Genomic DNA, 21,179 nt, shown 5'->3' on the forward strand with positions numbered 1-21,179 from the left:
GTGGACAAAAAGTCCTGGGGCGGCTTTTGTCTTTCAGTATTTGCTGAATTCGGAAGGGGGATTGCGTGAACAAGAACGATCTCGTGGCGCATGTTGCCGAAGCGTCCGGTTTGTCCAAGACCGACGCCACGAAGGCCGTCGATGCGGTATTCGACAGCATCGCCGAATCGCTGAAGAATGGCGATGAGGTCCGTCTGGTCGGCTTCGGCACCTTTGCGGTGGCCGAGCGTCCCGCGACCGAGGGGCGCAACCCGCGTACCGGCGAGAAGATCGACATTCCGGCTTCCAAGCAGCCGAAGTTCAAGGCGGGCAAGACTCTCAAGGACGCCCTGAACTGAGCTTGAAGTCTATCGCCCCTTCGGGGCATAGTGCCGCCGGCCGGGGACCAACCCGGCCGGTCGTCGTTTGGCGGCGACGGATTCTTCCGGGCGATTAGCTCAGCGGTAGAGCGCCTCGTTTACACCGAGGATGTCGGGGGTTCGATCCCCTCATCGCCCACCAGTTTTTTCAATGCTCTAGCGGTATCGCCACGACCCGCGAGAGTGCGCTGAACCGACCTGGGTAGCATTTAGGTAACGCCGTGCCGATGGCCGATGCCGGGCATGTGCGGAGCGGCGTCGCTCCCTGCGGCGACGCCAACCGTCGATCGCGCTGTGATAGCGATCGGTGCTATCCGGACAGCCTCCATCCCTTTCTACCGATCATTCAGCATTCGAGCGATGGTGTTGCAAGGCACGCGATATCCGCTGTGAACCGTGATTCGCTGATGTTGTCAGGCCTGCCGGGATCGATGACGCCCTCCTGAACGGAGCATGATCCCTTTCATGCCGTTGGCCGTCAGCCCCACGACATGCTGATGGCACAGTAGAATTTGAACGTCCCTCAAATCCCCGGTCCTGTGTATCGAAGCTGCCGACCGGTCCCGGCGGCAGGTGGGTTTTCGGCCGCGCCCCGAGCATCTGGATCCGATGGCATGCATATATCGCATCGTGCGCAATCGAATTGTGCATGCCGAAATTGGTTGCGAGCAATTCGATTGTGCGTCATATTCATTCCCACGAGATGACGCGGCGCCGGTGCTTCCCGCCGTCGCCTCCCGGTTCCAACCTGGCGACCCCTCCAGAGGGGCATCGCCTGCACGCAAGGAGTTGCACATCATGAAGACCCTCTATTCGACCAAGGTGACCGCCACCGGTGGCCGTGACGGCAAGGCCGTCAGCGAGGATGGCCTGCTGTCGGTCGCGCTGGCCGCGCCGAAGGAGCTCGGCGGGCAGGGTGGGGCCACCAACCCGGAACAGCTGTTCGCCGCCGGTTACTCGGCCTGCTTCATCGGCGCCATCAAGTTCGTCGGCAACCGCGACAAGATCGCCGTTCCTGCCGACCTGACCGTGAATGCCAAGGTCGGCATCGGCGCCCGTGACGACGGCGAAGGCTTCGGGTTGACGGTCGATTTCGTGGTTTCTCTGCCGGGCATGGACAAGGCCGCTGCCGAAGACCTCCTCGCCCGCGCGCACAAGGTCTGCCCCTACAGTCACGCCACCAAGGGCAACATCCCGGTCACCACGACCATCGCCTGAGGGCATCGCCTGAGGGCCTCGCGTAAGGCAGCGAACCGGACGCGCCCGCCGCGCATGGCAGGCGTTCCGGGGTTGCGCCGCCGGGCAGTTGCGCGCGATTGTGCCGGGCACGATCGACCGACGCGCGATGCCCTGGCGGCGCGCGCCGTTTTGAAGGTTTCGGAAATCATGACGGCCGACAAAGACGACCCGCTGTTGCTGTCCAACCAAGCCTGCTTTGCGCTCTATTCGGCGAATCTGGCGATGACGCGGGTCTATCGCCCGCTGCTGGAGTCGCTGGGCCTGACCTATCCGCAGTATCTGATGATGCTGCTGCTGTGGGAGGAGGACGACCAGTCGATGAAGGTCCTGGGCGAGCGGTTGGGGCTGGACAGCGGCACGCTCACCCCTTTGCTGAAGCGGCTGGAAGGGCAGGGGCTGGTCAGCCGCGCCCGCGACCCGCAGGACGAACGGCTGGTGCGCGTCCGTCTGACCGCGGAGGGGACTGCGCTGCGTGGCAAGGCCGAATGCCTGCCGGCCCGCATCACCGCCGCCGCCGGCTGTTCCGCGCCGGAGTTGGGCCCCCTGCGCGACGCGTTGCTGCGGCTGCGCGACGACCTGAACCGGTCGGCGGATCGGAGCTGATCCGAAGCCGTTGGTCTGCTGTCCTTCACTCACAAGGTGCTTCGCGATGACCGACGACCGTCTCCGCATCCGTCCAGCCGATGCCGACGACGCTCCGGACCTGGCACAGCTGATCGATATCGCAGGAGGCGGGGTCTACGCCTTCCTGCTCGACGGGCTGATGCCGGACATGAGCGCGGCGGAGATGCTGATGCCTGGTCTGGCCGGACGCAGCGGATCGCTGTCGCACCGGCAGAGCGGCGTTGCGGAACTGGACGGTCGGGTGGTCGGCATCGCCCACGGCTATCCCACCGACTGGATCCGGACGGAGGATTACAGCGGCCTGCCGCCGGACCGTGTCGCCCATATGGCCACATTTTCCGAAACGCTGGACTGGGGCAGCTATTTCCTGTCGGCGCTGGCGGTCGATCCGGCATGGCGGCGGCAGGGCATCGCCGGCAGGCTGCTCGGCTGGTTCTACGCGCGCGCGCGGACCGGCGGCTTCGACCGGGTTACGCTCCATGTCTGGGCCGACAATGCGCCGGCCCGCCATCTCTATGCCGGCGAAGGCTTCGAGGAAATCGGACAGGCCGACATCCCCTGGCACCCCCGCCTGCCGCACCATGGCGGCAGCATCCTGATGCGGCGTCACCTCTGAGCGGTTGTCACTCCGCGATCAGGGGCTCGACGGGCGCCTGTTCTACGGAGAGCCTGTCGACGCAACCCGCCACGAGGTCGGGGGCGGCGTAATGGACCATGTGGCCGGCCCCCGGCACCCAATGCAGGGTGCTGTTGGGAAGGACATGGTGCAGGCGGCCGCTCTGCTCCTCCTGGGTGACGACACGGTCGCCATGTCCGGCGACGATCGCCACCGGCAGGGACAGTCCGGCATAGCGGTGCTGCAAGCGGTCGGCGGCCGGCACCATGGTGACGCCATCCTGGGCATTGGCGCGCAGCTGGCCGGGGCGGGTGATCAGGGCGGCCGGGAAGGTCCCGGTCAGGTCGTCCGGCACCGGCTGGGGGGAGAACATCGCCTTCAGCATCAGCGGCATCATCGCCTTCGAGAGGGGCGGCGAGAGGGTGTGGCGCAGCAGGTCGCCCAGCACCGGCGTCGCCACCGGGGCCACCATCAGCGCGTCCACCCGCGTGGTCGGGAAATAATAGCCGGCCAGCAGCACCAGGGCGCGCGCCGAATCCGGATGGTCCAGCGCCAGGGCCAGCGCGACCAGCGTGGCATAGGAATGGCCGACCACCACCGCCTGCCCGATCCCCAGGACGGCAAAGGCCCGGGCCAGCAGATCGGCCTGGTCCTCCGGCGTCCAGTCGCGGCCGCGCGGCCGCTCGCTGTAGCCCATGCCCGGCCGGTCGAAGGCGATCACCCGATGGGACCGCGCCAGCCGGTCGAACAGTCCGCTCGCCAGCGAATCGTCGAGGGTCGAGGCGTTGCCGTGCAACAGGACCACCGGCGGTCCGCTGCCCGCCTCCAAATAATGCAGCCGCACGCCGTCGACGGTCAGGAAACGCCCTTCGGGCGGATGGCGCCGCTCGTCCCGCCGGGCGACCAGCGTGTTGACGGCCGCCAGGCCGCCCAGCGCCAGCGCGGCGATGCCGAAAGCCTTGACGGCGCCGGAATGGCGGATGTCGTGAGTGCGGCGGGTCATGGCGGTCGTTCTCCCAAACGGCTGCTGCTGCGATGCAGCATCGTGGGAGAACAACCGCCGGCGGAAGGAAGCGTTCCCGATCGGGGACGCGCTTGCTTTACTTCCCTGCCTTCAACTGCTCGCGCGTCAGCCAGAACACCTCGCCGAAGCTGTTGGCGGTCTGCAGCCACAGGAAGTCCAGGTGGGGATATTCCGCCTCCAGGATCTCGCGGCCGGTGCCGAACTCGCACAGCAGGCCGCCGTCCGGGGTCAGGTGCTTGGGCGCTTCCTTCAGGATGCGGCGGACGATGTCCAGCCCGTCGTCGCCGCCGGCCAGCGCCATCTCCGGCTCGGCGCGGAATTCCGGCGGCAAGACCTCCATCGCCTCGGCGTCGACATAGGGCGGGTTGGTGATGATGACGTCGTATTTCCGCGTCTTCAGCGGGGCGAACAGGTCGCCCTGGTGCAGCGTGATGCGGTCCTCGAAGCCGCTGTCGGCAACGTTGCGCTTCGCCACCTCCAGCGCGTCGGGCGACAGATCGACGGCGTCGACCTGGGCTTCCGGGAAGATGCGGGCGGCCAGGATCGCGAGGCAGCCGGAGCCGGTGCAGAGATCCAGCACCCGCTCGACCGAGGTCGGATCCTCCACCAGGGTGAAATCGTCGCCGCCGAACAGGTCGGAGAACAGCAGCTCGCCGATGTAGGAGCGTGGGACGATCACCCGCTCGTCGACATAGAAGGGGATGCCCTGGATATAGGCCTTGTTCAGCAGGTAGGGCGCCGGCTTGCGGGTGTCGATGCGGGCATGGAGGATGCCGGCCACCGCCTCGCGCTCCGCCGCGGTCAGCCGCGACTCCAGATAGGGCTCGAGCTGGTCGACCGGCAGGTGCAGCGTTTCCAGCACCAGGAACACCGCCTCGTCGAAGGCGGTGGTGGTGCCGTGGCCGTAATCGAGATCGGCCTCGTTGAAGCGGCTGACGCCGTAGCGCAGGAAATCGCGGATGGTCTTCAACTCGGTGGCCGCGGCGGCGGCGGTGTGCTTGGTGGTCACGGGCGGCGGGCTCCGGTGATGGGGCGGACGGCGGATCTGCGGGGATGGCGGGTTTACAGGATTTCCAGCACGGACTCCGGCGGGCGGCCGATGCGGGCACGGTCGCCCTTGACCACGATCGGGCGTTCGATGGCGGCGGGATGGGCCGACAGGGCGGCGACCAGCGCCGCGCCGTCCAGATCCCTGGCGATGCCGGCCTCGGCCGCTTCCTTGGCGCGGGTGACGGCGCGCGGCTCCTTGCCCAGCTTGGCCAGGATGGCGGCCAGCTCATCGGCGGTCGGCGGGGTCTTCAGATACTCGATCACCACCGGCTCGACGCCGCGGGAGCGCAGCAGCTCCAGCGTTTCGCGCGACTTGCTGCAGCGCGGGTTATGGTAGATCGTCACGTCGCTCATGGTCTGCTTCCAAGGTTCGAGGAGCGGTCCGAGAGATACACCCATCCCGCGTTCCGCGCCAATCCGGCATGCGGAAACGCTGCGGCGGCGCAACATCCCTCAGGTGACAAGGGCTTCCGTTGGTATTATTTTGCGCGCTCGCTTTTCCGCTGCCCGCCTGAGTCGTTTCGGCGGACGGGCCGCGGAACAGAACCGCTGCCCAGAACGGATGCCGGCCGTGACCAAGCTCTCGCTCTCCAAGGACAAGATCAACATCCTTCTTCTGGAAGGTGTCCATGACAACGCCATCGACGAGCTGGCCCGCGGCGGCTACGCCTCCGTCGAGCGGCTGCCCCGCGCGCTGGACGAGGCGGAGCTGCTGGAGCGCATCGGTTCGGTCCATATCCTGGGCATCCGCTCGCGCACCCACCTGACCGCCAAGGTGTTCGAGGCGGCGAGCAAGCTGATCACCGTCGGCTGCTTCTGCATCGGCACCAATCAGGTGGATCTGAACGCGGCGCGGCGCCATGGCGTCCCGGTCTTCAACGCCCCCTATTCCAACACCCGGTCGGTGGCGGAACTGGTGATCGGCGAGATCATCATGCTGATGCGCGGCATCTTCGAGAAGTCGCAGCTGGTCCATGGCGGCGGCTGGATGAAGTCGGCCAAGGACTCTTACGAGATCCGCGGCAAGACGCTGGGCATCGTCGGCTACGGCCATATCGGCACCCAGGTGTCGATCCTGGCCGAGGCGATGGGCATGCAGGTCCGCTTCTACGACACCGTGCGCAAGCTGGCGCTGGGCAACGCGCGGGCCTGCGACTCGCTGGAGGAGCTGCTGTCGGTCTCCGACGTGGTGACGCTGCATGTGCCGGACACCCCGCAGACCCGCGACATGATCGGCGAGCGAGAATTGGCCGCCATGAAGAAGGGCAGCCACCTGATCAACGCCGCCCGCGGCCAGGTTGTGCAGATCGAGGCGCTGGCCGCCGCGATGAAGTCCGGCCATGTGCTGGGCGCTGCCATCGACGTCTTCCCGGTCGAGCCCGGCTCGGACAAGGACGAGTTCCAGAGCGCGCTGCGCGGCATCAAGACCGCCATCCTGACGCCGCACATCGGCGGCTCGACCATGGAGGCCCAGGCCAACATCGGCACCGAGGTGGCGCAGAAGCTGATCGAGTATTCCGACAACGGCTCCACCGTCGGCGCCGTCAACTTCCCGCAGGTGGCGCTGCCGGTGCAGGCCGGCTGCACCCGCTTCCTGCACGTCCACGAGAACCGTCCGGGCATGCTGCGCAAGGTGAACGAGGTGTTCTCCGGCCGCGACCTGAACATCGCCGCCCAGTATCTCCAGACCGATCCGGAGCTGGGTTATGTCGTGGTCGACGTCAACGGCGACGTCGACGAGCTGGAGGTCACCAACGACCTGCGCGCCATCGAAGGCACCCTGAAGGCGCGCTTCCTGTTCCCGTCGCACCGGTGATCCTGCGGAAGGGCCGGAGCGCCGGTTTCCCGGCGGTCCGGCCCCTTCATGTCTCTTGTCGGCGGACGGTTTCCCGGTAACAGTGGCGGCATGACCGTTCGCTGCCTGTTCCTCTTCCTCGCCGCTGTCCTTGGCGGCATGTCGTCGGTGTCCGCCCCGGCCGCTGCGCAGTCCAACGGCTGCGACGGCTTTCCTGCGCCCACGCTGACAGTCGAGAGCGTCCTGGCGCCGATCCAGCGCGACGATGCGCTGACCGTGGTGCAGCTCACCCGGCTGCCGGGACGCTCGCCGGGACCGGTCGGCACCACCAGCGGCCATGTGCTCGGCCTGACCCAGGCGCGGTACGGCGAGCAGTCGCAGGTTTCCGCCCTGTTCAAGGCAATGGGCGACGGCACCTATTGCTCGGCCCCCAGGGCGGTCACCGTCACTTTCGGATTCCAGAAGCGCACCGTCCATGTCGCGAGGGAGATCCCTGCCGAGTCCTGCCTGCATGGCGAGGTGCTGGCGCATGAGATGAGGCATGTCGCGGTGGATGAGGAACTGCTGCGCGAGTTCATGCCGCAAATCCGCAGCCGTCTGGACGAGGTGGTCGCGCGCCTGGAGCCGGTGCGGTCGCGCAGCCAGGCCCAGGCGATGGCGGCGATCCGCCGGCCGCTCGAATCGGCGATGCGCGGCATCATGCGCGACTTCGGCGGCGAGCGCGACCGCCGGCAGGCCCGGATCGACACGGTGGAGGAGTATGAACGGGTCAGCCGCGTCTGCAACGGCGAGGCCCGCAACTATCTGCCCAAGCCGGCGGCGCGGCAGCCGGTACGCCGGGGCTGACGGTCAGGGCTTGAGAGGGGCTCAACGCCGCCGCCGGTCGGTGGCGTGGCCGTCGACGAACTCAGGCGGCTTGCGGCGGACCCAGCGGACGAAGGCGGCGAGGTCGGGATGGCCGCGCAGGGCATCGATCTCGTGATATTGGTCGCGCAGCTGCCGTTCGGTCAGCACCGCATGGATCTTGGCGTGGCAGATGCGGTGCATCGTCACCGCCTCGCGCCCGCCATAGGTGCGGGGGATCAGGTGATGGTCGTTCAGGCTGCCGCCCGGCACCATCGGGCGGCCGCAGAGCGGGCAGGCGGGCCGTTCGGGTTCGGCCGGCGGCGCGGGCCTGGCGGGAAAGGGATCGTCCGGAAGGCGCATGTCGTTCGGAACCGGCGGGCGTTGCCCATGTTGGCTGATCTGGAGGGACCATGATCCATATGGTCCGCAACCTCCGGGAGGCCACTGTGGACGATCGCAAATCACAGCCTCGCGACCAGAAGGCAGCCAGCCCGACGACGGCCGGGAAGAGCGCCGACAATGCCGCCGGCAAGGCTGCCGGTCCATCTGCCGACTGCACCGACTATGGCCAGGCCGCCGGCTCTCCGGGCGGCCGCGGCGGCACGACCTGCTACGGCGGTATCCAGCGGATCCAACCGCGCACCCAACCCGCCGCACCTGCGTCTTCCGAGAAAAAGCCGGGCTCGGACCCATAGGAAAGGGGGGAGCCGCGGTGACGGCTCCCCCCTTTTTCCTCCTGACGGCCGGATGCCGGTTCAGGCCGCCTTCTTCTCGGCGATCAGCTGGACGAAGCGGTCGAACAGATAGTGGCTGTCCTGCGGGCCGGGCGAGGCTTCCGGATGGTACTGCACCGAGAAGACCGGCTTGTCCTTCAGGCGGATGCCCTCGTTGGTGCCGTCGAACAGGCTGACATGGGTGACCTCGGCCTCGGCCGGCAGCGTCTCGGGGATGACGACGAAGCCATGGTTCTGGCTGGTGATCTCGACGCGGCCGCTCGCCAGATCCTTGACCGGATGGTTGGCCCCGCGGTGGCCCTGCTGCATCTTGGCGGTCTTGGCGCCGAGCGCCAGCGACAGCATCTGGTGGCCCAGGCAGATGCCGAACATCGGCACGCCGGTGTCGAGCAGGCCCTTGATCGTCGGCACGGCATATTCGCCGGTGGCGGCGGGGTCGCCGGGGCCGTTGGACAGGAAGATGCCGTCGGGGCTGTGTCGCATCACGTCCTCGACCGTGGCGGTCGACGGCACCACCGTCACCTTGCAGCCGGATGCCGCGAGGCAGCGCAGGATGTTGCGCTTGGCGCCATAGTCGATGGCGACGACATGGTATTGCGGCTTGTCCTGGGTGGCATAGCCGCCGCCGATGGTCCAGCCGGCCTCGGTCCAGTCGTAGGTCTGGCGGCAGGACACGTCCTTGGCCAGGTCCATGCCCTCCAGCCCCGGCCAGCCCTTGGCCTTGGCGACCAGCGCCTCGATGTCGAAAATGCCGTCGGGCGAATGGGCGACGACGCCGTTGGGCGCGCCGAGGTCGCGGATGCGGCGGGTCAGCCGGCGGGTGTCGACGCCGGCCAGCCCGACGAGGCCGTAGCTCTTCAGCCAGTCGTCGAGATGGCGGGTGGCGCGCCAGTTGGACGGGTCGGTGATGTCGGCGCGCAGGATCAGGCCGCGGGCGGCCGGGGTGATCGTCTCGATGTCTTCCGCGTTGGCGCCGGTGTTGCCGATGTGCGGGAAGGTGAAGGTGATGATCTGCCCGGCATAGCTGGGATCGGTCAGGATCTCCTGATAGCCGGTCATGGAGGTGTTGAAGCACACCTCGCCCACCGAATCCCCCGTGGCGCCGATGCCTCGGCCGCGGAACACCGTGCCGTCGGCCAGGACAAGCACGCCGGTGTGGACCGCTTCGTCGGAGGGGGGAGTGGCGACAGTCATTCCTATGAACCTTCCCAAAAACCGCGGCCGGCGACTGATCGGCTGATCGGCGGAACGGCGACGGCCTAGCGTCCCGCCGGGCGCGCACACGGAACCGCTCGCACCCCGCATCCGCCGGAAAGGACGGTGGTGCGGGATCGAGTGGGCTTATCGGGTGGGCCGGACATCCTATATGACAATCGGCCGGCGGATTTCCAGCAATAGCTTTGCAGGGCAGCCTTGGGCCGCGTTGCAGGGCGACCCAAGGCCGCTGGCAAAGTCCGGCATTTTGTGTGGAAATCGGCGGGCGCTTTCGGGGATAGTCCCCCGCTCCCGAACGGGCGGCCGGTTCTCCCGGCATGGCGCGTCCGGCACGGCACGACGAACAAGGAAGACAGGACATGACGCTGCGCACGCGGTTCACCGAGTCCCTGAAGGAAGCGATGCGCGCCAAGGACATGCGCGCGGTTTCCACCATCCGCATGATCATGGCCGGTCTGAAGGACCGCGACATCGCCGCCCGCTCCCGCGGGGTGACCGACGGCATCGACGAGGCGGAGATCCTGTCGATGATGCAGGGCCTGATCAAGCAGCGCAACGAATCTGCGACGATGTACGACCAGGGCGGCCGTCCCGAACTCGCCCAGCAGGAGCGCGAGGAGATCGGGGTGATCGAACGCTTCCTGCCCAAGCAGATGAGCGAGGAGGAGGCCGCTGCCGCCATCGACTCCATCGTGGCGGAGCTGGAGGCGTCCAGCATCAAGGACATGGGCCGGGTGATGGCCGAACTGAAGGCCCGCCATGCCGGCCAGATGGACTTTGCCAAGGCCGGCGGCCTGGTGAAGGCGCGGCTGTCGGGCAAATAGTCCGCCGGGCGAACGGGGCGGACCGGCCGCCGCGGGGCGATTATCAGGGCCAGGCCGGCCCCTGCGGCCTTGGGGCCGGCGGCCCTGATCCCCATACTATGCCTCTGCCGCAGCTTTGCGCCCTGAGGCGTCCGGCGCCCGATCCGCACCGCCCAACTCGCTCTGCCCAACTCGCTCCGGTGACCGTCCGACCATGGCTTTCCCGCCCCAATTCCTGGAGGAGCTGCGCAGCCGGCTCACGCTGTCGGAGGTGGTGTCCAAACGCCTGCGCCTGATCCGCGCCGGGCGGGAGTTCAAGGCGCCCTGTCCCTTCCACAATGAGAAGTCTCCCTCCTTCTACGTCAACGACCAGAAGGGGTTCTTCCATTGTTTCGGCTGCGGTGCCCATGGCGACGTCATCGGCTTCGTCATGCGCCACGACAATCTGGGTTTCCCCGAGGCGGTGGAGCATCTGGCCGGCGATGCCGGGCTGCCGGTGCCGCGCCCGACGGAGGAGGACCGCCAGCGCTACGAACGGCGCAAGACCCTGCACGATCTGGTCGAGCAGGCGACCCGCTGGTTCGAACAGCAGCTGCACGGTTCGGCCGGCCGCTCGGGTCTGGAGTATCTGGTGCGCCGCGGGCTGGACGACGACATCATCGCGCGTTTCCGCCTGGGCTATGCGCCCGGCGATTCGAACGCACTGCGCATCCATCTCGGCAGGCAGGGCTTTTCCGACGAGGACATGGTCAATGCCGGGCTGCTGAAGCGGCCGGACGACGGCCGGGCGCCCTACAGCTTTTTCCGCAACCGCGTGATGTTTCCGGTGACGGACCGGCGTGGACAGGTTGTGGCCTTCGGCGGGCGCATCCTGGAAGGCGACGGGCCGAAATACGTCAACACCGCGGATACGCCGCTCTTTCATAAAGGCACGCTGCTCTACGGCCTGTCGCGGGCGCGGCAGGCGGCGGCCGACGGCAAGCCGGTGATCGTCGCCGAGGGATACATGGATGTCATCGCCCTGGTCCGCGCCGGTTTCGAGGGAGCGGTGGCGCCGCTGGGCACCGCGCTGACCGAAACCCAGGTGCAGGAGCTGTGGAAGCTGATTCCTGCGGCGGAGAAGGTGCCCTTCCTCTGTTTCGACGGTGACAATGCCGGCCGGCGCGCGGCGTGGCGGGCGGTGGAGCGCATCCTGCCGCACCTCGCCCCCGGCCAGTCGGCCCGCGTCGCCTTCCTGCCGGAGGGCGAGGATCCGGACAGCCTGATCCGTGCCCAGGGGGCCAAGGCGATGGGCTCCGTGCTGGAGGCCGCCATCCCGCTGTCCGACGCGTTGTGGCGGATGGAGAGCGAGGGCAGGCCGACCGACACGCCGGAGGCCAAGGCGGCGGTGAAGGCGGCGCTGGAAGCCCGCGTCGCCACCATCGCGGACCGGGACGTCCAGAGCTTCTACCGCACCGAGATGCGCCGCCGCGTCGACGAGGCCTTCGCGCCCGCGCGGCCCGCCTACAATCGCGGCCCCTGGGTGCCGGGGCAGGGGCAGGGGCGCGGCCGGTTCGGCGAGCCGCCGCGCCGCCATGTGCCGGGTGTGCCGGGCCGCCTCACGTCCAAGCCGGCGGGAGAGGGGCGCGGCCGTGTCTCCCGCCTCGCCTCGATGCGCGAGCGGATCCTGCTGGCGACCATCATCAATCACCCGGAGCTGTTCGGCGAACTGACCGAGCCGTTCGGCCTGTTGCCGTTCGGTGACCCGGAGCTCGAAAAACTGCGCTGGGCCGTCATCGAATGCCTTTCCGACGACCGCAACGACGACTCGACACTTGACGCCGAAGCGCTTTGTCGCCACTTGTCATCCGCCGGCCATGAGGCCATGGTCGGCGCTTTGCTAGGCGAGTCGACCTATGTCCATGCTGGCTTCGCCCGTCCGGATGCCTCTACCGAGGACGCCCGGAAGGGATGGTGGCCTGCGTGGCGGCACCTGCACCATGAGCGGGTGCTCGACGATCTTAGGGAAGCGAAAGCGGCTCTGACCCGTGACAACAGCGAGGCAAACTTCGCGCGGGTCGTGGCTCTTCAGCAGGAGGTCATAAAGTCCGGCCTGGGTATGACGGATGATGGTGACTTTGACGATGTCTGACGGTTGATGGTTCGTATCGTCGGCAATCTGGCATCGGTTGATGGGACGGGGCCGCATGGCTGGTTCTGGGTAGTTGCACGGTTGGGGGGTGGGGCGGACGGGCCGGGGAACCGGGACCGGGCGCTCCTGTCGTCTTTTTTTCAATGGGGTAATGCGGGGGCACCGATCGCATGGCCACGAAAGCTGCGAACAGCGTGGAAGTTTCCGAAACGCGGGAGGAATCCGCAGACGGTCCTCTGATGGACGGCATGGGTTTGGCCGTCAAGAAGATGATCGCCCGTGGCAAGGAGCGCGGGTATGTCACCTATGACGAGCTGAACGCAGCGCTGCCGCAGGATTCGTCCTCGTCCGAGCAGATCGAAGACACGATGGCGATGCTGTCCGAGATGGGCATCAACATCGTCGAATCGGAAGAGCAGGATTCGGAGAACAGCGGCGAGGGGGCAGGCGAGGGCGAAGGCCGTTCGTCGGGCAATCTCGACGACGACGACATCGGCCGCACCGACGACCCGGTGCGCATGTACCTGCGCGAGATGGGGTCGGTCGAGCTGCTGTCGCGCGAGGGCGAGATCGCCATCGCCAAGCGCATCGAGGCCGGGCGCGAGATGATGATCGGCGCGATCTGCGAATCGCCGCTGACCATCCGCGCCATCCTCGACTGGCATGATTCCCTGATGGAAGGGAAGATGCTGCTGCGCGACATCATCGACCTGGACGCCACCTATGGCGGCGGCCCGGACGGCGAGGGGATCCCGGAAGGCCTGGTCGATGCGGTGGAAGCCGCCGGCGCCACTGTCGCGGGCCCCGGCCCGGCGGCCGAGGCGGCGCCTGCCGGCGAGGAGGGCGACGAGCCCCGTCCGCCGCGGGCGGAAGGCGAGGGCGAAGAGGGTGAGGAAGGCGAAGAGGGCGACAACAGCCTGTCGCTGTCCGCCATGGAAGCCGCGCTGAAGCCGCAGGTCATCGAGACCTTCGAGAACATCAAGGCGACCTACGACAAGCTGCACAAGCTGCACGAGACCCGCATGGCGGCGATGCAGCGCGGCGAGGACGTCGCCAAGCAGACCGACAAGAAGTACGACAAGCTGAAGCTCGAAATGGTCGAGCTGATGAACACGGTGCGGCTGAACAACCAGCGCATCGAGCAGCTGGTCGAGCAGCTCTATGCCTTGAACCGCAAGCTGACCGGCTTCGAAGGCCGTCTGCTGCGCATGGCAACCGACTGCCGGGTAAAGCGCGAGGACTTCCTCAACCAGTATTTCGGCCATGAGCTGGACCCGAACTGGCTGGAGCGCATCCGTGGCCTGAACCCCAAGACCTGGGGCAAGTTCGCGGAGAAGTACGACGGCGACATCCGCAAGACGCGCGAGGCGATCTCCAACGTCGCCGAGGAAGCGCGCCTGCCGATCAACGAGTTCCGCCGCATCGTCTCCACCGTCCAGAAGGGCGAGAAGGAAGCGAGCCGCGCCAAGAAGGAGATGGTCGAGGCCAACCTGCGCCTCGTGATCTCGATCGCCAAGAAGTACACGAACCGCGGCCTGCAGTTCCTGGACCTGATCCAGGAGGGCAACATCGGCCTGATGAAGGCGGTGGACAAGTTCGAGTACCGGCGCGGCTACAAGTTCTCGACCTATGCGACCTGGTGGATCCGTCAGGCCATCACCCGGTCCATCGCGGACCAGGCGCGGACCATCCGCATCCCGGTCCACATGATCGAGACGATCAACAAGCTGGTCCGCACCAGCCGCCAGATGCTGCACGAGATCGGCCGCGAGCCGACGCCGGAGGAACTGGCCGAGCGGCTGATGATGCCGCTGGAGAAGGTGCGCAAGGTCCTGAAGATCGCCAAGGAGCCCATCTCGCTCGAAACGCCGATCGGCGACGAGGAGGATTCGCATCTCGGCGACTTCATCGAGGACAAGAACGCGGTCCTGCCGCTCGACGCCGCCATCCAGGCGAACCTGCGCGAGACGACGACCCGCGTACTGGCCTCGCTGACCCCGCGCGAGGAGCGTGTCCTGCGCATGCGCTTCGGCATCGGCATGAACACCGACCACACGCTGGAAGAGGTCGGCCAGCAGTTCAACGTGACCCGCGAGCGCATCCGCCAGATCGAGGCGAAGGCGTTGCGCAAGTTGAAGCACCCGTCGCGGTCGCGCAAGCTGCGCAGCTTCCTGGATACCTGACCGGGAGCGGCATGGTTCGTAGCGAAACGGAGGCCTTTCGGCCTCCGTTTTCGCATGTGGATTTCGTGGACGGATCGAAGAACGAGGGGTTGCATTTCCCCCGGCCTTTGTCGCAGAGTGCGGCCCGCGGTTGGGCCTGTAGTTCAGCGGTTAGAACGCGCCGCTCATAACGGTGTTGTCGTCGGTTCGAATCCGGCCGGGCCCACCATTTTTTCCCGAACGACCCAACACTCTGATCGGGGGTCTTGGTCGTGGGTGATGCTCTCCAACTCGTTCAATCGGCTGCGGCGGCGTTGCAGCGGCGGGAGCCGGCGGCGGCGCGCAAGCTGTTGCGGCAGGCGCTGGCGCTCGACCCGGGGCGGGGCGACGGGTGGAGCATCCTGGGCGTGGCGGCCATCGGCAGTGGCGATGCGGCAGGCGCCCTGCCGCCGTTCCGCCGGTCGCTGTGCTGTGCGCCGGCCAATCCCGCCTATGCGCGCAATCTCGCCGCCTGCCTGAAGCGGCTGGGGCGGGCGGGCGAGGCCATGGCCGTCCTGCATCGGGCGATGCTGGCGGGCGCGCTGGCGCCCGACTTGCTCTGCGACCTGGCCGACTTGCGGCTGGGGAGCGGCGACGGTTCGGCGGCGCTGCAGCTTTACCGGCTGGCGTTGCTGCTGGCGCCGGACCATGGGCGCAGCCTGAACAATCTGACGGAAGCCCTGCGCCGGCAGGCGATGCCGGAGGCGGCGACCGAGCTGTTCCGGCTGGCGCGGCTTCGCGGCACGGCGACGGCCTGGGCCGCGGCAGGGGCGGAACTGGTCGAGGCCGGCCGGATCGAGGAGGCGCAGCCGGCGCTTCGCCGGTCGCTGGTGCTCGATCCGGCCGGCGCGGCAACCTGGAGCAACCTTGGATTCGCGCACCTGCAACGGCATCGGGCGGAAGCGGCGGTGGCGGCATTCGCCCATGCCCGCAGGCTTGACCCGGCATTGGCGGAGGCACCGGTCGGGCAGGGCAGTGCGCTGATGCTGATGGGACGCGTCCGCGAGGGAGCGGCGCTTTACGAGGAAAGAGTGCGGCTGCCGCTGTTCCAGCCGCCGCGGCGCTTCGACCGGCCGGACTGGGATGGCCGCATCCGGCCGGGAGCAACCCTGCTGGTCCATGCCGACCGCGGGTTGGGGGATGCGATCCAGTTCATCCGCTACGCACCCATCCTGCGGGCGCGGGGAATGCGGGTGCTGTTCTGCGGCCAGGAGAACCTGCTGGACCTGTTGCGGTCCTCCGGCGTCGTCGACGCGGCCTTCGGCTATGAAGATGAATTGCCGCCTTACGACATGCATGCCCATGTGATGAGCCTGATCCACCGGATGGGCACCGGATTGGACGACATCCCGGCCGACATTCCCTATCTCCGCCCGTCGGAAGCGGCGATGAGCCGCTGGGCCGGGCGGACCGCCGGGGTGAAGGGGCTGAAGGTCGGCATCGTCTGGGCCGGTTCGGCGCAGTTCCACTACGACCGGGACCGCTCGCCCCGGTTGGCGCCGCTGCTGCCGCTGTTCGACATTCCGGGGGTGACGGCGGTGGTGCTCCAGTTCGGCCAGGGACGCGACGACATGGCCAGATTGCCGTTACCCGCAGGCATTGTGGATTGGGGCGGGGAGTTGCAGGGCATGGACACCACCGCGGCGGCCCTGGAAGGGCTCGATATGGTGGTCAGCTCCTGCACCTTCATGGCCCATCTTGCCGGCGCGCTGGGGCGGCCGGTGTCGGTTCTGCTGCATGCCGGGTCGGAATGGCGCTGGCTGCGCGAGCGTGAGGAGTCGCCCTGGTATCCGACGGCGCGGCTTTACCGCCAGACTGTTCCCGGCGACTGGTCGGGGCCGGTGGCGCGGTTGCGGGCCGATCTGGCGGCGCTCGCGGAGCGGCGGATTGCCTTAGCGGGCAACTGACACCGGCCAGCCTGAAGCCTTTTGGGCACAAGCGTGGCCGTTGCGCATGAATTTTGCTGCAAGCCCGACAAAGTCTGGAATAAAGGATGCGCGGCAGGCGTTCGCCCCCATATGCATCGGGTTCTCCCTCGGCCGCAAGGCCGGATGGAACGGCCCGGCCCTGGACATGCGGCGCCCTTGTCGTCCCATCCGGCCGCCTTGCGGCCGACGGGGAAGGCCATGGCGTGAGCCGTGGCGTGATCGGTAAGGATCGGGTGCGCGGTTGAGCAAATTCGGGGTCGATCTGGAGGTCCACATCGCGTCCTTGCGGCGCTACGCGCGTGCGTTGCTGCGCAACGGCGCGGATGCGGAGGATCTGGTGCAGGAGGCGTTGACCCGCGCGGTGGCGCGGGCCGACAGCTTCCAGGCGGGGACGAACCTGCGGGCGTGGCTTTTCACCATCCTGCACAACGTCCACGTCAATCAGGTCCGTTCCAAGGCCGCCCGACCGCAGGAGGTCGACGTCGCCGACGTCGAATCGAAGCTGGTCACCCCGGCCCGGCAGGAAGAGCGGGTCGAGCTGCGCGAGATGATGCGTGCGGTCGACGAGTTGCCGGAGGAGCAGCGCAAGGTGCTTCTTCTGGTGGCGCTGGAGGGCCTGAAATACGACGAGGTCGCCGATACGCTCGGCGTGCCGATCGGAACCGTCATGTCGCGCCTGTCGCGGGCGCGGGAGGCGGTGCGGGCGAAACTGGCGAACGAGGGTGGCGTCACCCTCCGGCGGGTGAAGTGATGAATGCGCATCGGGTGTCAGAGGACGAACTCCACGCCTACGTGGATGGCCAGCTGGACGGAAACCGCCGCCTCGCGGTGGAACGATGGCTGGCCGACGATTCCGAGGCGGCGCGCCGGGTTGAGGATTATCGCGCCCAGGCGATGCTCCTGCACGAGATGTTCGATTCTGTCCTGCGGGAACCGCCGGGCGACACCGTCCAGGATCTGACCGACCGGCTGAAGGGCCGCATCGCCCGCAACGACAACCATCCGGCGTGGCATGCCCGGCCGCTGGTGCGTTTCGCCGCTGCGGTGATGCTGGTGGTCGCCGGTGCGGCCGGCGGCTGGATGGGCCGCGGCGCCGATCAGCAGGCGGCCGCTCCCATCGCCCAGCAGCGCCAGACCCTGGCCACCTTCGCCCAGGAGGCGACCCAGGCGCACCGCTTCTACACCTCCGACGAACGGTTCCAGGTGGAGCTGGGGGCCGACAACCAGGACGAGCTGAATGGCTGGCTGTCCAAGCGCATGGGCCGCGACGTCTTCGGCCCCGACCTCGGCCGGGTCGGCTACCGCCTGATCGGCGGCCGGTCGCTGCCGACCGACATGGGCGCCGGCGCGCAGTACATGTACGCCAACGACGCCAACAAGCGGATCACCCTGTTCGTCGGCGCACCGCAGAGCGGCAACCAGTCCAACTTCAGCTTCACCCAGAACGGCGACGTCGCCACCTTCTATTGGGTCGAGGGGCCGTTGGCCTATGCGCTGGCCGGCCGCCTGTCGAAGGAGGAGCTGCTGGAGATCGCCAAGGCGGTCTTCCAGGATGTGAAGGCCGGGCCGCCGCGGCGCGAGCCGCCGCCCGAACAGCCCCAACAGCAGCAGCCCCAACAGCAGCAGGATCAGCCGGCCGGCGTCCAGCCGGTCAGCGACACGCAGAAGCCGAAGGACAGCTGACGCCACGGGGGGCGCCCGCCGGGCGCCCTCTCCGCCTCTTCAAAAGCCTCTACCGCTCCAGCCGCGTCGCCTTCAGCCAGTCGCGCAACTTGCGGCAGACAGCCTCCGACGCCTCCTCCAGCTCGTGCGGGTCGCGGAAGCGCAGGCCGCAGCGAGGCGATCCTGTCGGCGGTCAGTCGGCGGCCAACCGCGGTTAGAGCCTGCTTGCCGGCGTATCGAAACCGCCGCCGATTCCGCCGACCCAGAGCACGGCCTTCCTCCCTTCCGGTCTGTATTTCCCCGACATAGCCGGGCGACGGGCGGCGTGGTTGCCACACGCCGGATGCCCCACCGCCTTTGCGATAGGCAACGAAGCCGCAACCCGGCTGTTCTCCAGTCACAGCGATTGGACAGACGGGAAAGGAGCGGCGATGGCGTCGAACAGTTTGAGCGGGTACGGCCGCCGGCCGGAGCCGACCATTCCGCCTTCGTCCGCGACGGACGGGGTTGCGGGACCCGGCGGGCGATGGCTTGCCATGATGGGCGGCGCCATGCTGGGGGTGCTGGGGTTGCGGCGGCCGGGATGGGGCGGGGCGATGATCGCGCTGGGCGGTGCCGGGCTGTTCGCCGCCGGTGCCCTGGGGCTGCGGCCCCTGACCGCGCAGATCCTGACCGCGCAGCCGAAAGCCGGTGCATGGCGCAGCGGCGGGCCGGGTTCGCGCCGCCATATGCTGACGCCGGAGCGCACCCAGGCGGTCGTCACCGTCGCGTCGGATCCGGGAACGGTCTTCCGCTTCTGGCGCAACTTCGCCAACCTGGCGAAGCTGATGCCTCAACTGGAGAGGGTCGACGTGCTGTCGGCCACCGAAAGCCGCTGGATCGTGCAAGCCGGCGGGATGCCCGGCGGGGAAGCCCTGAACTGGCGTTGCGTGCTGGACCGTGTCGACGAGGACCGGCTGCTGACCTGGCACACGGTGGGCGAGACGGCGCTGCCGCACCGTGCCTCGCTGATGCTGGGCCCGGCGCCGGGCGACCGCGGGACGGAGGTGCGCCTGACCCTGGTCTACCGCGTTCCGGCATCGGACGTGGCGGCGCTGCTGGGCGTGACCCCGCAGATGCAGGCGGAGGAGGCGCTGCGCCGGCTGAAGCAGCGGGTCGAGACAGGTGAGCTGTCGACCATCGACCGCCAGCCGCGCGGACATGGCTCGCCGGGGCTGGGGGCGTCCGGCTCGGCCTTCGGCTCTGGCCTCGGCGATTCGCGGGAGGCGACGGAATGAAGGCGCTCTGCTGGAACGGCCCCGGCGACCTGCGGGTGGAGCGGGTGGATGACCCGGTGCTGGTCAATCCGCATGACGCGATCGTCAAGGTGACGCTGTCGTCGGTCTGCGGATCGGACCTGCCCCTGGTCGACGGTCATGTGCCGACCATGCGGCCGGGCGACATCATCGGCCGCGAGTTCCTCGGCGAGATCGTGGAGAAGGGGGCGGAGGTCCGCCATCTCAACCGCGGCGACCGGGTCGTCGTCATGTCGGTCATCGGCTGCGGCCAATGCGGCCATTGCCGGAACGGCGAAAGCGCGCTGTGCGACAACTCCAACCCCAATCCGGAGGATGCCCGTGCCGCCTACGGCCATTGCGGTGCCGGCCTCTTCGGCCACAGCCACGCCTTCGGCGGCTATGCCGGCAGCCATGCCGACTATGTCCGCGTGCCCTATGCCGACTTCAACGCCATCCGCGTGCCGGAGGGGATCGGCGACGAGACGGCGGTCTTCCTGTCCGACACGGTGCCGACCGGCTACATGGCCGCCGAGATGGCCGGCATCAGGCCGGGCGACGTGGTGGCGGTGTGGGGCTGCGGCGGGGTCGGCCAGATGGCGATCCGCAGCGCCCACCTGTTGGGCGCCGGACAGGTGATCGGTATCGACCGCGTTCCCGGCCGGCTGCGCGCCGCCCAGATGAGGGCGGGGGCGGAAACGTTGGACTATGCCCGCGTCGACGTCTTCGACGCGTTGCAGGCGATGACCGGCGGGCGTGGTCCCGACGCCTGCATCGACGCTGTCGGAATGGACGCCGACGACAATTCTGGCGATGGCGTCTCCAACCCGGCGGAGGACCTGTACGACCGCGCCAGACGGACGGTCGGCCGGATGGCCGGTCAGGCGGTGGAGCGGGAGGCGGTGGGGGTGCGGACCGACCGGCCGGCGGTGTTGCGGCAGATGATCGAGAGTTGCCGCAAGGGCGGCACCCTGTCCATCGTCGGCGACTATGGTGGGCTGATCGACCGCTTCCCGGTTGGGGCGGCGATGAACAAGGGGCTGGCCTTCCGCATGGGGCGGCAGAACGGCCAGTGTTCAGCCAAGCACCTGTTCGAATATATCGGGAAGGGAGAACTGGATCCGTCCTACCTGATGACGCACCGCCTGCCTCTGGATGACGGGCCGCAGGGCTACCGCCTGTTCAAGGACAGGGCCGAGGATTGCCTGCGCGTCGTTTTCGCCCCGCATTCCTGAGGCCTGGCATTCCTGAGGCCTGGCATTCCTGAGACTGGGGAGAGCCGATATGGAGCTGATCTACGCCTATCCCGCCGAGCGGGGCCGTGGTGTCGAAGCCGAGATCGTCGGCACCCTGCGCGACCGCTTCGGTGCCGTCGTCCAGACCGCGCGCGAGGAACGCGACGCCGAACGCGGACGGCGTACCGACGTCTTCGTCACCCTGGACGTCGCCGCCGATCGGGCCGAAGCGGCGCTGACCGCCCTGCGCGCCCATCCGCTGGTGATCGACGCGGCGGCAGGGAGCTTCGGGGAGAGGGTCTGACGGCGGCAGCCGGGGCGCCGGAGAGGCCGGCTCCGAAGAGCGCCGGCGCAAAGGGACAGGATCCGGGCAATTTCCTCCATATGGCTGTGACCAAGCTCTTCCGCCGCTGTTGAGCAGGGAGGATATGCCAGCTCCGACC

21 protein-coding genes and 2 tRNA genes are annotated in these 21,179 nt (G+C 68.1%); 18 read left to right on the forward strand and 5 right to left on the reverse strand.

Going from position 1 to position 21,179, the window contains the following annotated elements; translation table 11 throughout:
- Window positions 1-65 precede the first annotated feature (65 nt).
- The 5 genes from ABMY26_RS18205 to ABMY26_RS18225 all read left to right on the forward strand — a co-directional run bounded on the left by ABMY26_RS18205 (window position 66) and on the right by ABMY26_RS18225 (window position 2,838).
- Window positions 66-338, forward strand: a complete 273-nt coding sequence (locus tag ABMY26_RS18205) for an HU family DNA-binding protein (protein ID WP_012974523.1) — start codon at window positions 66-68, stop codon at window positions 336-338.
- Between the two features lie 88 nt (window positions 339-426).
- Window positions 427-501, forward strand: a tRNA-Val gene (locus tag ABMY26_RS18210).
- A gap of 656 nt (window positions 502-1,157) precedes the next feature.
- Entirely contained in the window at window positions 1,158-1,577 is a 420-nt protein-coding gene (locus ABMY26_RS18215; protein WP_372398592.1) for an organic hydroperoxide resistance protein, read from the forward strand.
- 168 nt (window positions 1,578-1,745) lie between these two features.
- Entirely contained in the window at window positions 1,746-2,201 is a 456-nt protein-coding gene (locus tag ABMY26_RS18220; RefSeq protein ID WP_372398593.1) for a MarR family winged helix-turn-helix transcriptional regulator, read from the forward strand.
- Between the two features lie 46 nt (window positions 2,202-2,247).
- Window positions 2,248-2,838, forward strand: coding sequence for a GNAT family N-acetyltransferase (locus ABMY26_RS18225; RefSeq protein WP_372398594.1), 591 nt, complete (start codon window positions 2,248-2,250; stop codon window positions 2,836-2,838).
- Window positions 2,839-2,845: 7 nt separating this feature from the next.
- On the opposite strand, the gene ABMY26_RS18230 is transcribed toward ABMY26_RS18225, so the two are convergent.
- The 3 genes from ABMY26_RS18230 to arsC form a co-directional block, all read right to left on the reverse strand.
- Window positions 2,846-3,841, reverse strand: coding sequence for an alpha/beta fold hydrolase (locus ABMY26_RS18230; RefSeq protein ID WP_372398595.1), 996 nt, complete (start codon window positions 3,839-3,841; stop codon window positions 2,846-2,848).
- Between the two features lie 97 nt (window positions 3,842-3,938).
- Window positions 3,939-4,871, reverse strand: a complete 933-nt coding sequence (gene prmB, locus ABMY26_RS18235; RefSeq protein ID WP_372398596.1) for a 50S ribosomal protein L3 N(5)-glutamine methyltransferase — start codon at window positions 4,869-4,871, stop codon at window positions 3,939-3,941.
- 53 nt (window positions 4,872-4,924) lie between these two features.
- Window positions 4,925-5,266 (reverse strand): arsenate reductase (glutaredoxin), encoded by a 342-nt coding sequence (gene arsC, locus ABMY26_RS18240; protein ID WP_372398597.1) that lies wholly within the window; start codon window positions 5,264-5,266, stop codon window positions 4,925-4,927.
- Between the two features lie 217 nt (window positions 5,267-5,483).
- On the opposite strand from arsC, the gene serA reads away from it, so the two are divergent.
- Window positions 5,484-6,728 (forward strand): phosphoglycerate dehydrogenase, encoded by a 1,245-nt coding sequence (gene serA / locus ABMY26_RS18245; protein WP_372398598.1) that lies wholly within the window; start codon window positions 5,484-5,486, stop codon window positions 6,726-6,728.
- Between the two features lie 90 nt (window positions 6,729-6,818).
- Entirely contained in the window at window positions 6,819-7,553 is a 735-nt protein-coding gene (locus ABMY26_RS18250; protein WP_372398599.1) for a hypothetical protein, read from the forward strand.
- Between the two features lie 21 nt (window positions 7,554-7,574).
- On the opposite strand, the gene ABMY26_RS18255 is transcribed toward ABMY26_RS18250, so the two are convergent.
- Complete coding sequence (locus tag ABMY26_RS18255; RefSeq protein WP_372398600.1) at window positions 7,575-7,913, reverse strand: HNH endonuclease; 339 nt, start codon at window positions 7,911-7,913, stop codon at window positions 7,575-7,577.
- 50 nt (window positions 7,914-7,963) lie between these two features.
- Between ABMY26_RS18255 and ABMY26_RS18260 the strand changes: the two genes are divergently transcribed.
- Window positions 7,964-8,248 (forward strand): hypothetical protein, encoded by a 285-nt coding sequence (locus ABMY26_RS18260; RefSeq protein WP_372398601.1) that lies wholly within the window; start codon window positions 7,964-7,966, stop codon window positions 8,246-8,248.
- A gap of 60 nt (window positions 8,249-8,308) precedes the next feature.
- Here the strand turns inward: ABMY26_RS18260 and carA are convergent, their stop codons facing one another.
- The gene (gene carA / locus ABMY26_RS18265) at window positions 8,309-9,481 is read right to left on the reverse strand and encodes a glutamine-hydrolyzing carbamoyl-phosphate synthase small subunit (protein WP_372398602.1); all 1,173 of its coding nucleotides are present in this window, start codon (window positions 9,479-9,481) and stop codon (window positions 8,309-8,311) included.
- A 380-nt stretch (window positions 9,482-9,861) separates the two neighbouring features.
- Between carA and ABMY26_RS18270 the strand changes: the two genes are divergently transcribed.
- From ABMY26_RS18270 to ABMY26_RS18315, 10 genes are all read left to right on the forward strand, one after another.
- Window positions 9,862-10,326 carry a GatB/YqeY domain-containing protein gene (locus ABMY26_RS18270; protein WP_372398603.1) on the forward strand — a complete coding sequence of 155 codons (465 nt, stop codon included), beginning with the start codon at window positions 9,862-9,864 and terminating at the stop codon, window positions 10,324-10,326.
- 193 nt (window positions 10,327-10,519) lie between these two features.
- Window positions 10,520-12,436 carry a DNA primase gene (dnaG, locus tag ABMY26_RS18275; protein ID WP_372398604.1) on the forward strand — a complete coding sequence of 639 codons (1,917 nt, stop codon included), beginning with the start codon at window positions 10,520-10,522 and terminating at the stop codon, window positions 12,434-12,436.
- A 170-nt stretch (window positions 12,437-12,606) separates the two neighbouring features.
- On the forward strand, window positions 12,607-14,619 hold the full coding sequence (gene rpoD / locus ABMY26_RS18280; RefSeq protein WP_372398605.1) for an RNA polymerase sigma factor RpoD: 2,013 nt from the start codon (window positions 12,607-12,609) through the stop codon (window positions 14,617-14,619).
- Between the two features lie 132 nt (window positions 14,620-14,751).
- A tRNA-Ile gene (locus ABMY26_RS18285) sits at window positions 14,752-14,827 on the forward strand.
- A gap of 43 nt (window positions 14,828-14,870) precedes the next feature.
- A complete protein-coding gene (locus ABMY26_RS18290; protein WP_372398606.1) occupies window positions 14,871-16,544 on the forward strand; it encodes a tetratricopeptide repeat protein in 1,674 nt (557 codons plus the stop codon).
- A 262-nt stretch (window positions 16,545-16,806) separates the two neighbouring features.
- Window positions 16,807-17,316, forward strand: coding sequence for a sigma-70 family RNA polymerase sigma factor (locus ABMY26_RS18295; protein ID WP_045580489.1), 510 nt, complete (start codon window positions 16,807-16,809; stop codon window positions 17,314-17,316).
- Between the two features lie 14 nt (window positions 17,317-17,330).
- A complete protein-coding gene (locus ABMY26_RS18300) occupies window positions 17,331-18,248 on the forward strand; it encodes an anti-sigma factor (RefSeq protein WP_372398607.1) in 918 nt (305 codons plus the stop codon).
- A 410-nt stretch (window positions 18,249-18,658) separates the two neighbouring features.
- Window positions 18,659-19,504, forward strand: a complete 846-nt coding sequence (locus ABMY26_RS18305) for an SRPBCC family protein (RefSeq protein WP_372398608.1) — start codon at window positions 18,659-18,661, stop codon at window positions 19,502-19,504.
- Entirely contained in the window at window positions 19,501-20,736 is a 1,236-nt protein-coding gene (locus ABMY26_RS18310; RefSeq protein ID WP_372398609.1) for a zinc-dependent alcohol dehydrogenase, read from the forward strand. Before ABMY26_RS18305 ends, ABMY26_RS18310 begins: the two co-directional genes overlap by 4 nt.
- A 49-nt stretch (window positions 20,737-20,785) precedes the next feature.
- The gene (locus ABMY26_RS18315) at window positions 20,786-21,040 is read left to right on the forward strand and encodes a hypothetical protein (protein WP_372398610.1); all 255 of its coding nucleotides are present in this window, start codon (window positions 20,786-20,788) and stop codon (window positions 21,038-21,040) included.
- Window positions 21,041-21,179: the final 139 nt, after the last annotated feature.

Origin of the sequence: Azospirillum sp. HJ39 (assembly GCF_041507355.1) — a bacterium.
Taxonomy (GTDB): Bacteria; Pseudomonadota; Alphaproteobacteria; order Azospirillales; family Azospirillaceae; genus Azospirillum; species Azospirillum thiophilum.

Coding starts and splice junctions, on each gene's coding strand:
- ABMY26_RS18215 (WP_372398592.1), top strand. CDS start 1,158: ATGAAGACCCTCTATTCGACCAAGGTGACCGCCACCGGTGGCCGTGAC.
- ABMY26_RS18220 (WP_372398593.1), top strand. CDS start 1,746: ATGACGGCCGACAAAGACGACCCGCTGTTGCTGTCCAACCAAGCCTGC.
- ABMY26_RS18225 (WP_372398594.1), top strand. CDS start 2,248: ATGACCGACGACCGTCTCCGCATCCGTCCAGCCGATGCCGACGACGCT.
- ABMY26_RS18230 (WP_372398595.1), bottom strand. CDS start 3,841: ATGACCCGCCGCACTCACGACATCCGCCATTCCGGCGCCGTCAAGGCT.
- arsC (WP_372398597.1), bottom strand. CDS start 5,266: ATGAGCGACGTGACGATCTACCATAACCCGCGCTGCAGCAAGTCGCGC.
- ABMY26_RS18250 (WP_372398599.1), top strand. CDS start 6,819: ATGACCGTTCGCTGCCTGTTCCTCTTCCTCGCCGCTGTCCTTGGCGGC.
- ABMY26_RS18255 (WP_372398600.1), bottom strand. CDS start 7,913: ATGCGCCTTCCGGACGATCCCTTTCCCGCCAGGCCCGCGCCGCCGGCC.
- ABMY26_RS18260 (WP_372398601.1), top strand. CDS start 7,964: ATGATCCATATGGTCCGCAACCTCCGGGAGGCCACTGTGGACGATCGC.
- carA (WP_372398602.1), bottom strand. CDS start 9,481: ATGACTGTCGCCACTCCCCCCTCCGACGAAGCGGTCCACACCGGCGTG.
- ABMY26_RS18270 (WP_372398603.1), top strand. CDS start 9,862: ATGACGCTGCGCACGCGGTTCACCGAGTCCCTGAAGGAAGCGATGCGC.
- dnaG (WP_372398604.1), top strand. CDS start 10,520: ATGGCTTTCCCGCCCCAATTCCTGGAGGAGCTGCGCAGCCGGCTCACG.
- rpoD (WP_372398605.1), top strand. CDS start 12,607: ATGGCCACGAAAGCTGCGAACAGCGTGGAAGTTTCCGAAACGCGGGAG.
- ABMY26_RS18305 (WP_372398608.1), top strand. CDS start 18,659: ATGGCGTCGAACAGTTTGAGCGGGTACGGCCGCCGGCCGGAGCCGACC.
- ABMY26_RS18310 (WP_372398609.1), top strand. CDS start 19,501: ATGAAGGCGCTCTGCTGGAACGGCCCCGGCGACCTGCGGGTGGAGCGG.
- ABMY26_RS18315 (WP_372398610.1), top strand. CDS start 20,786: ATGGAGCTGATCTACGCCTATCCCGCCGAGCGGGGCCGTGGTGTCGAA.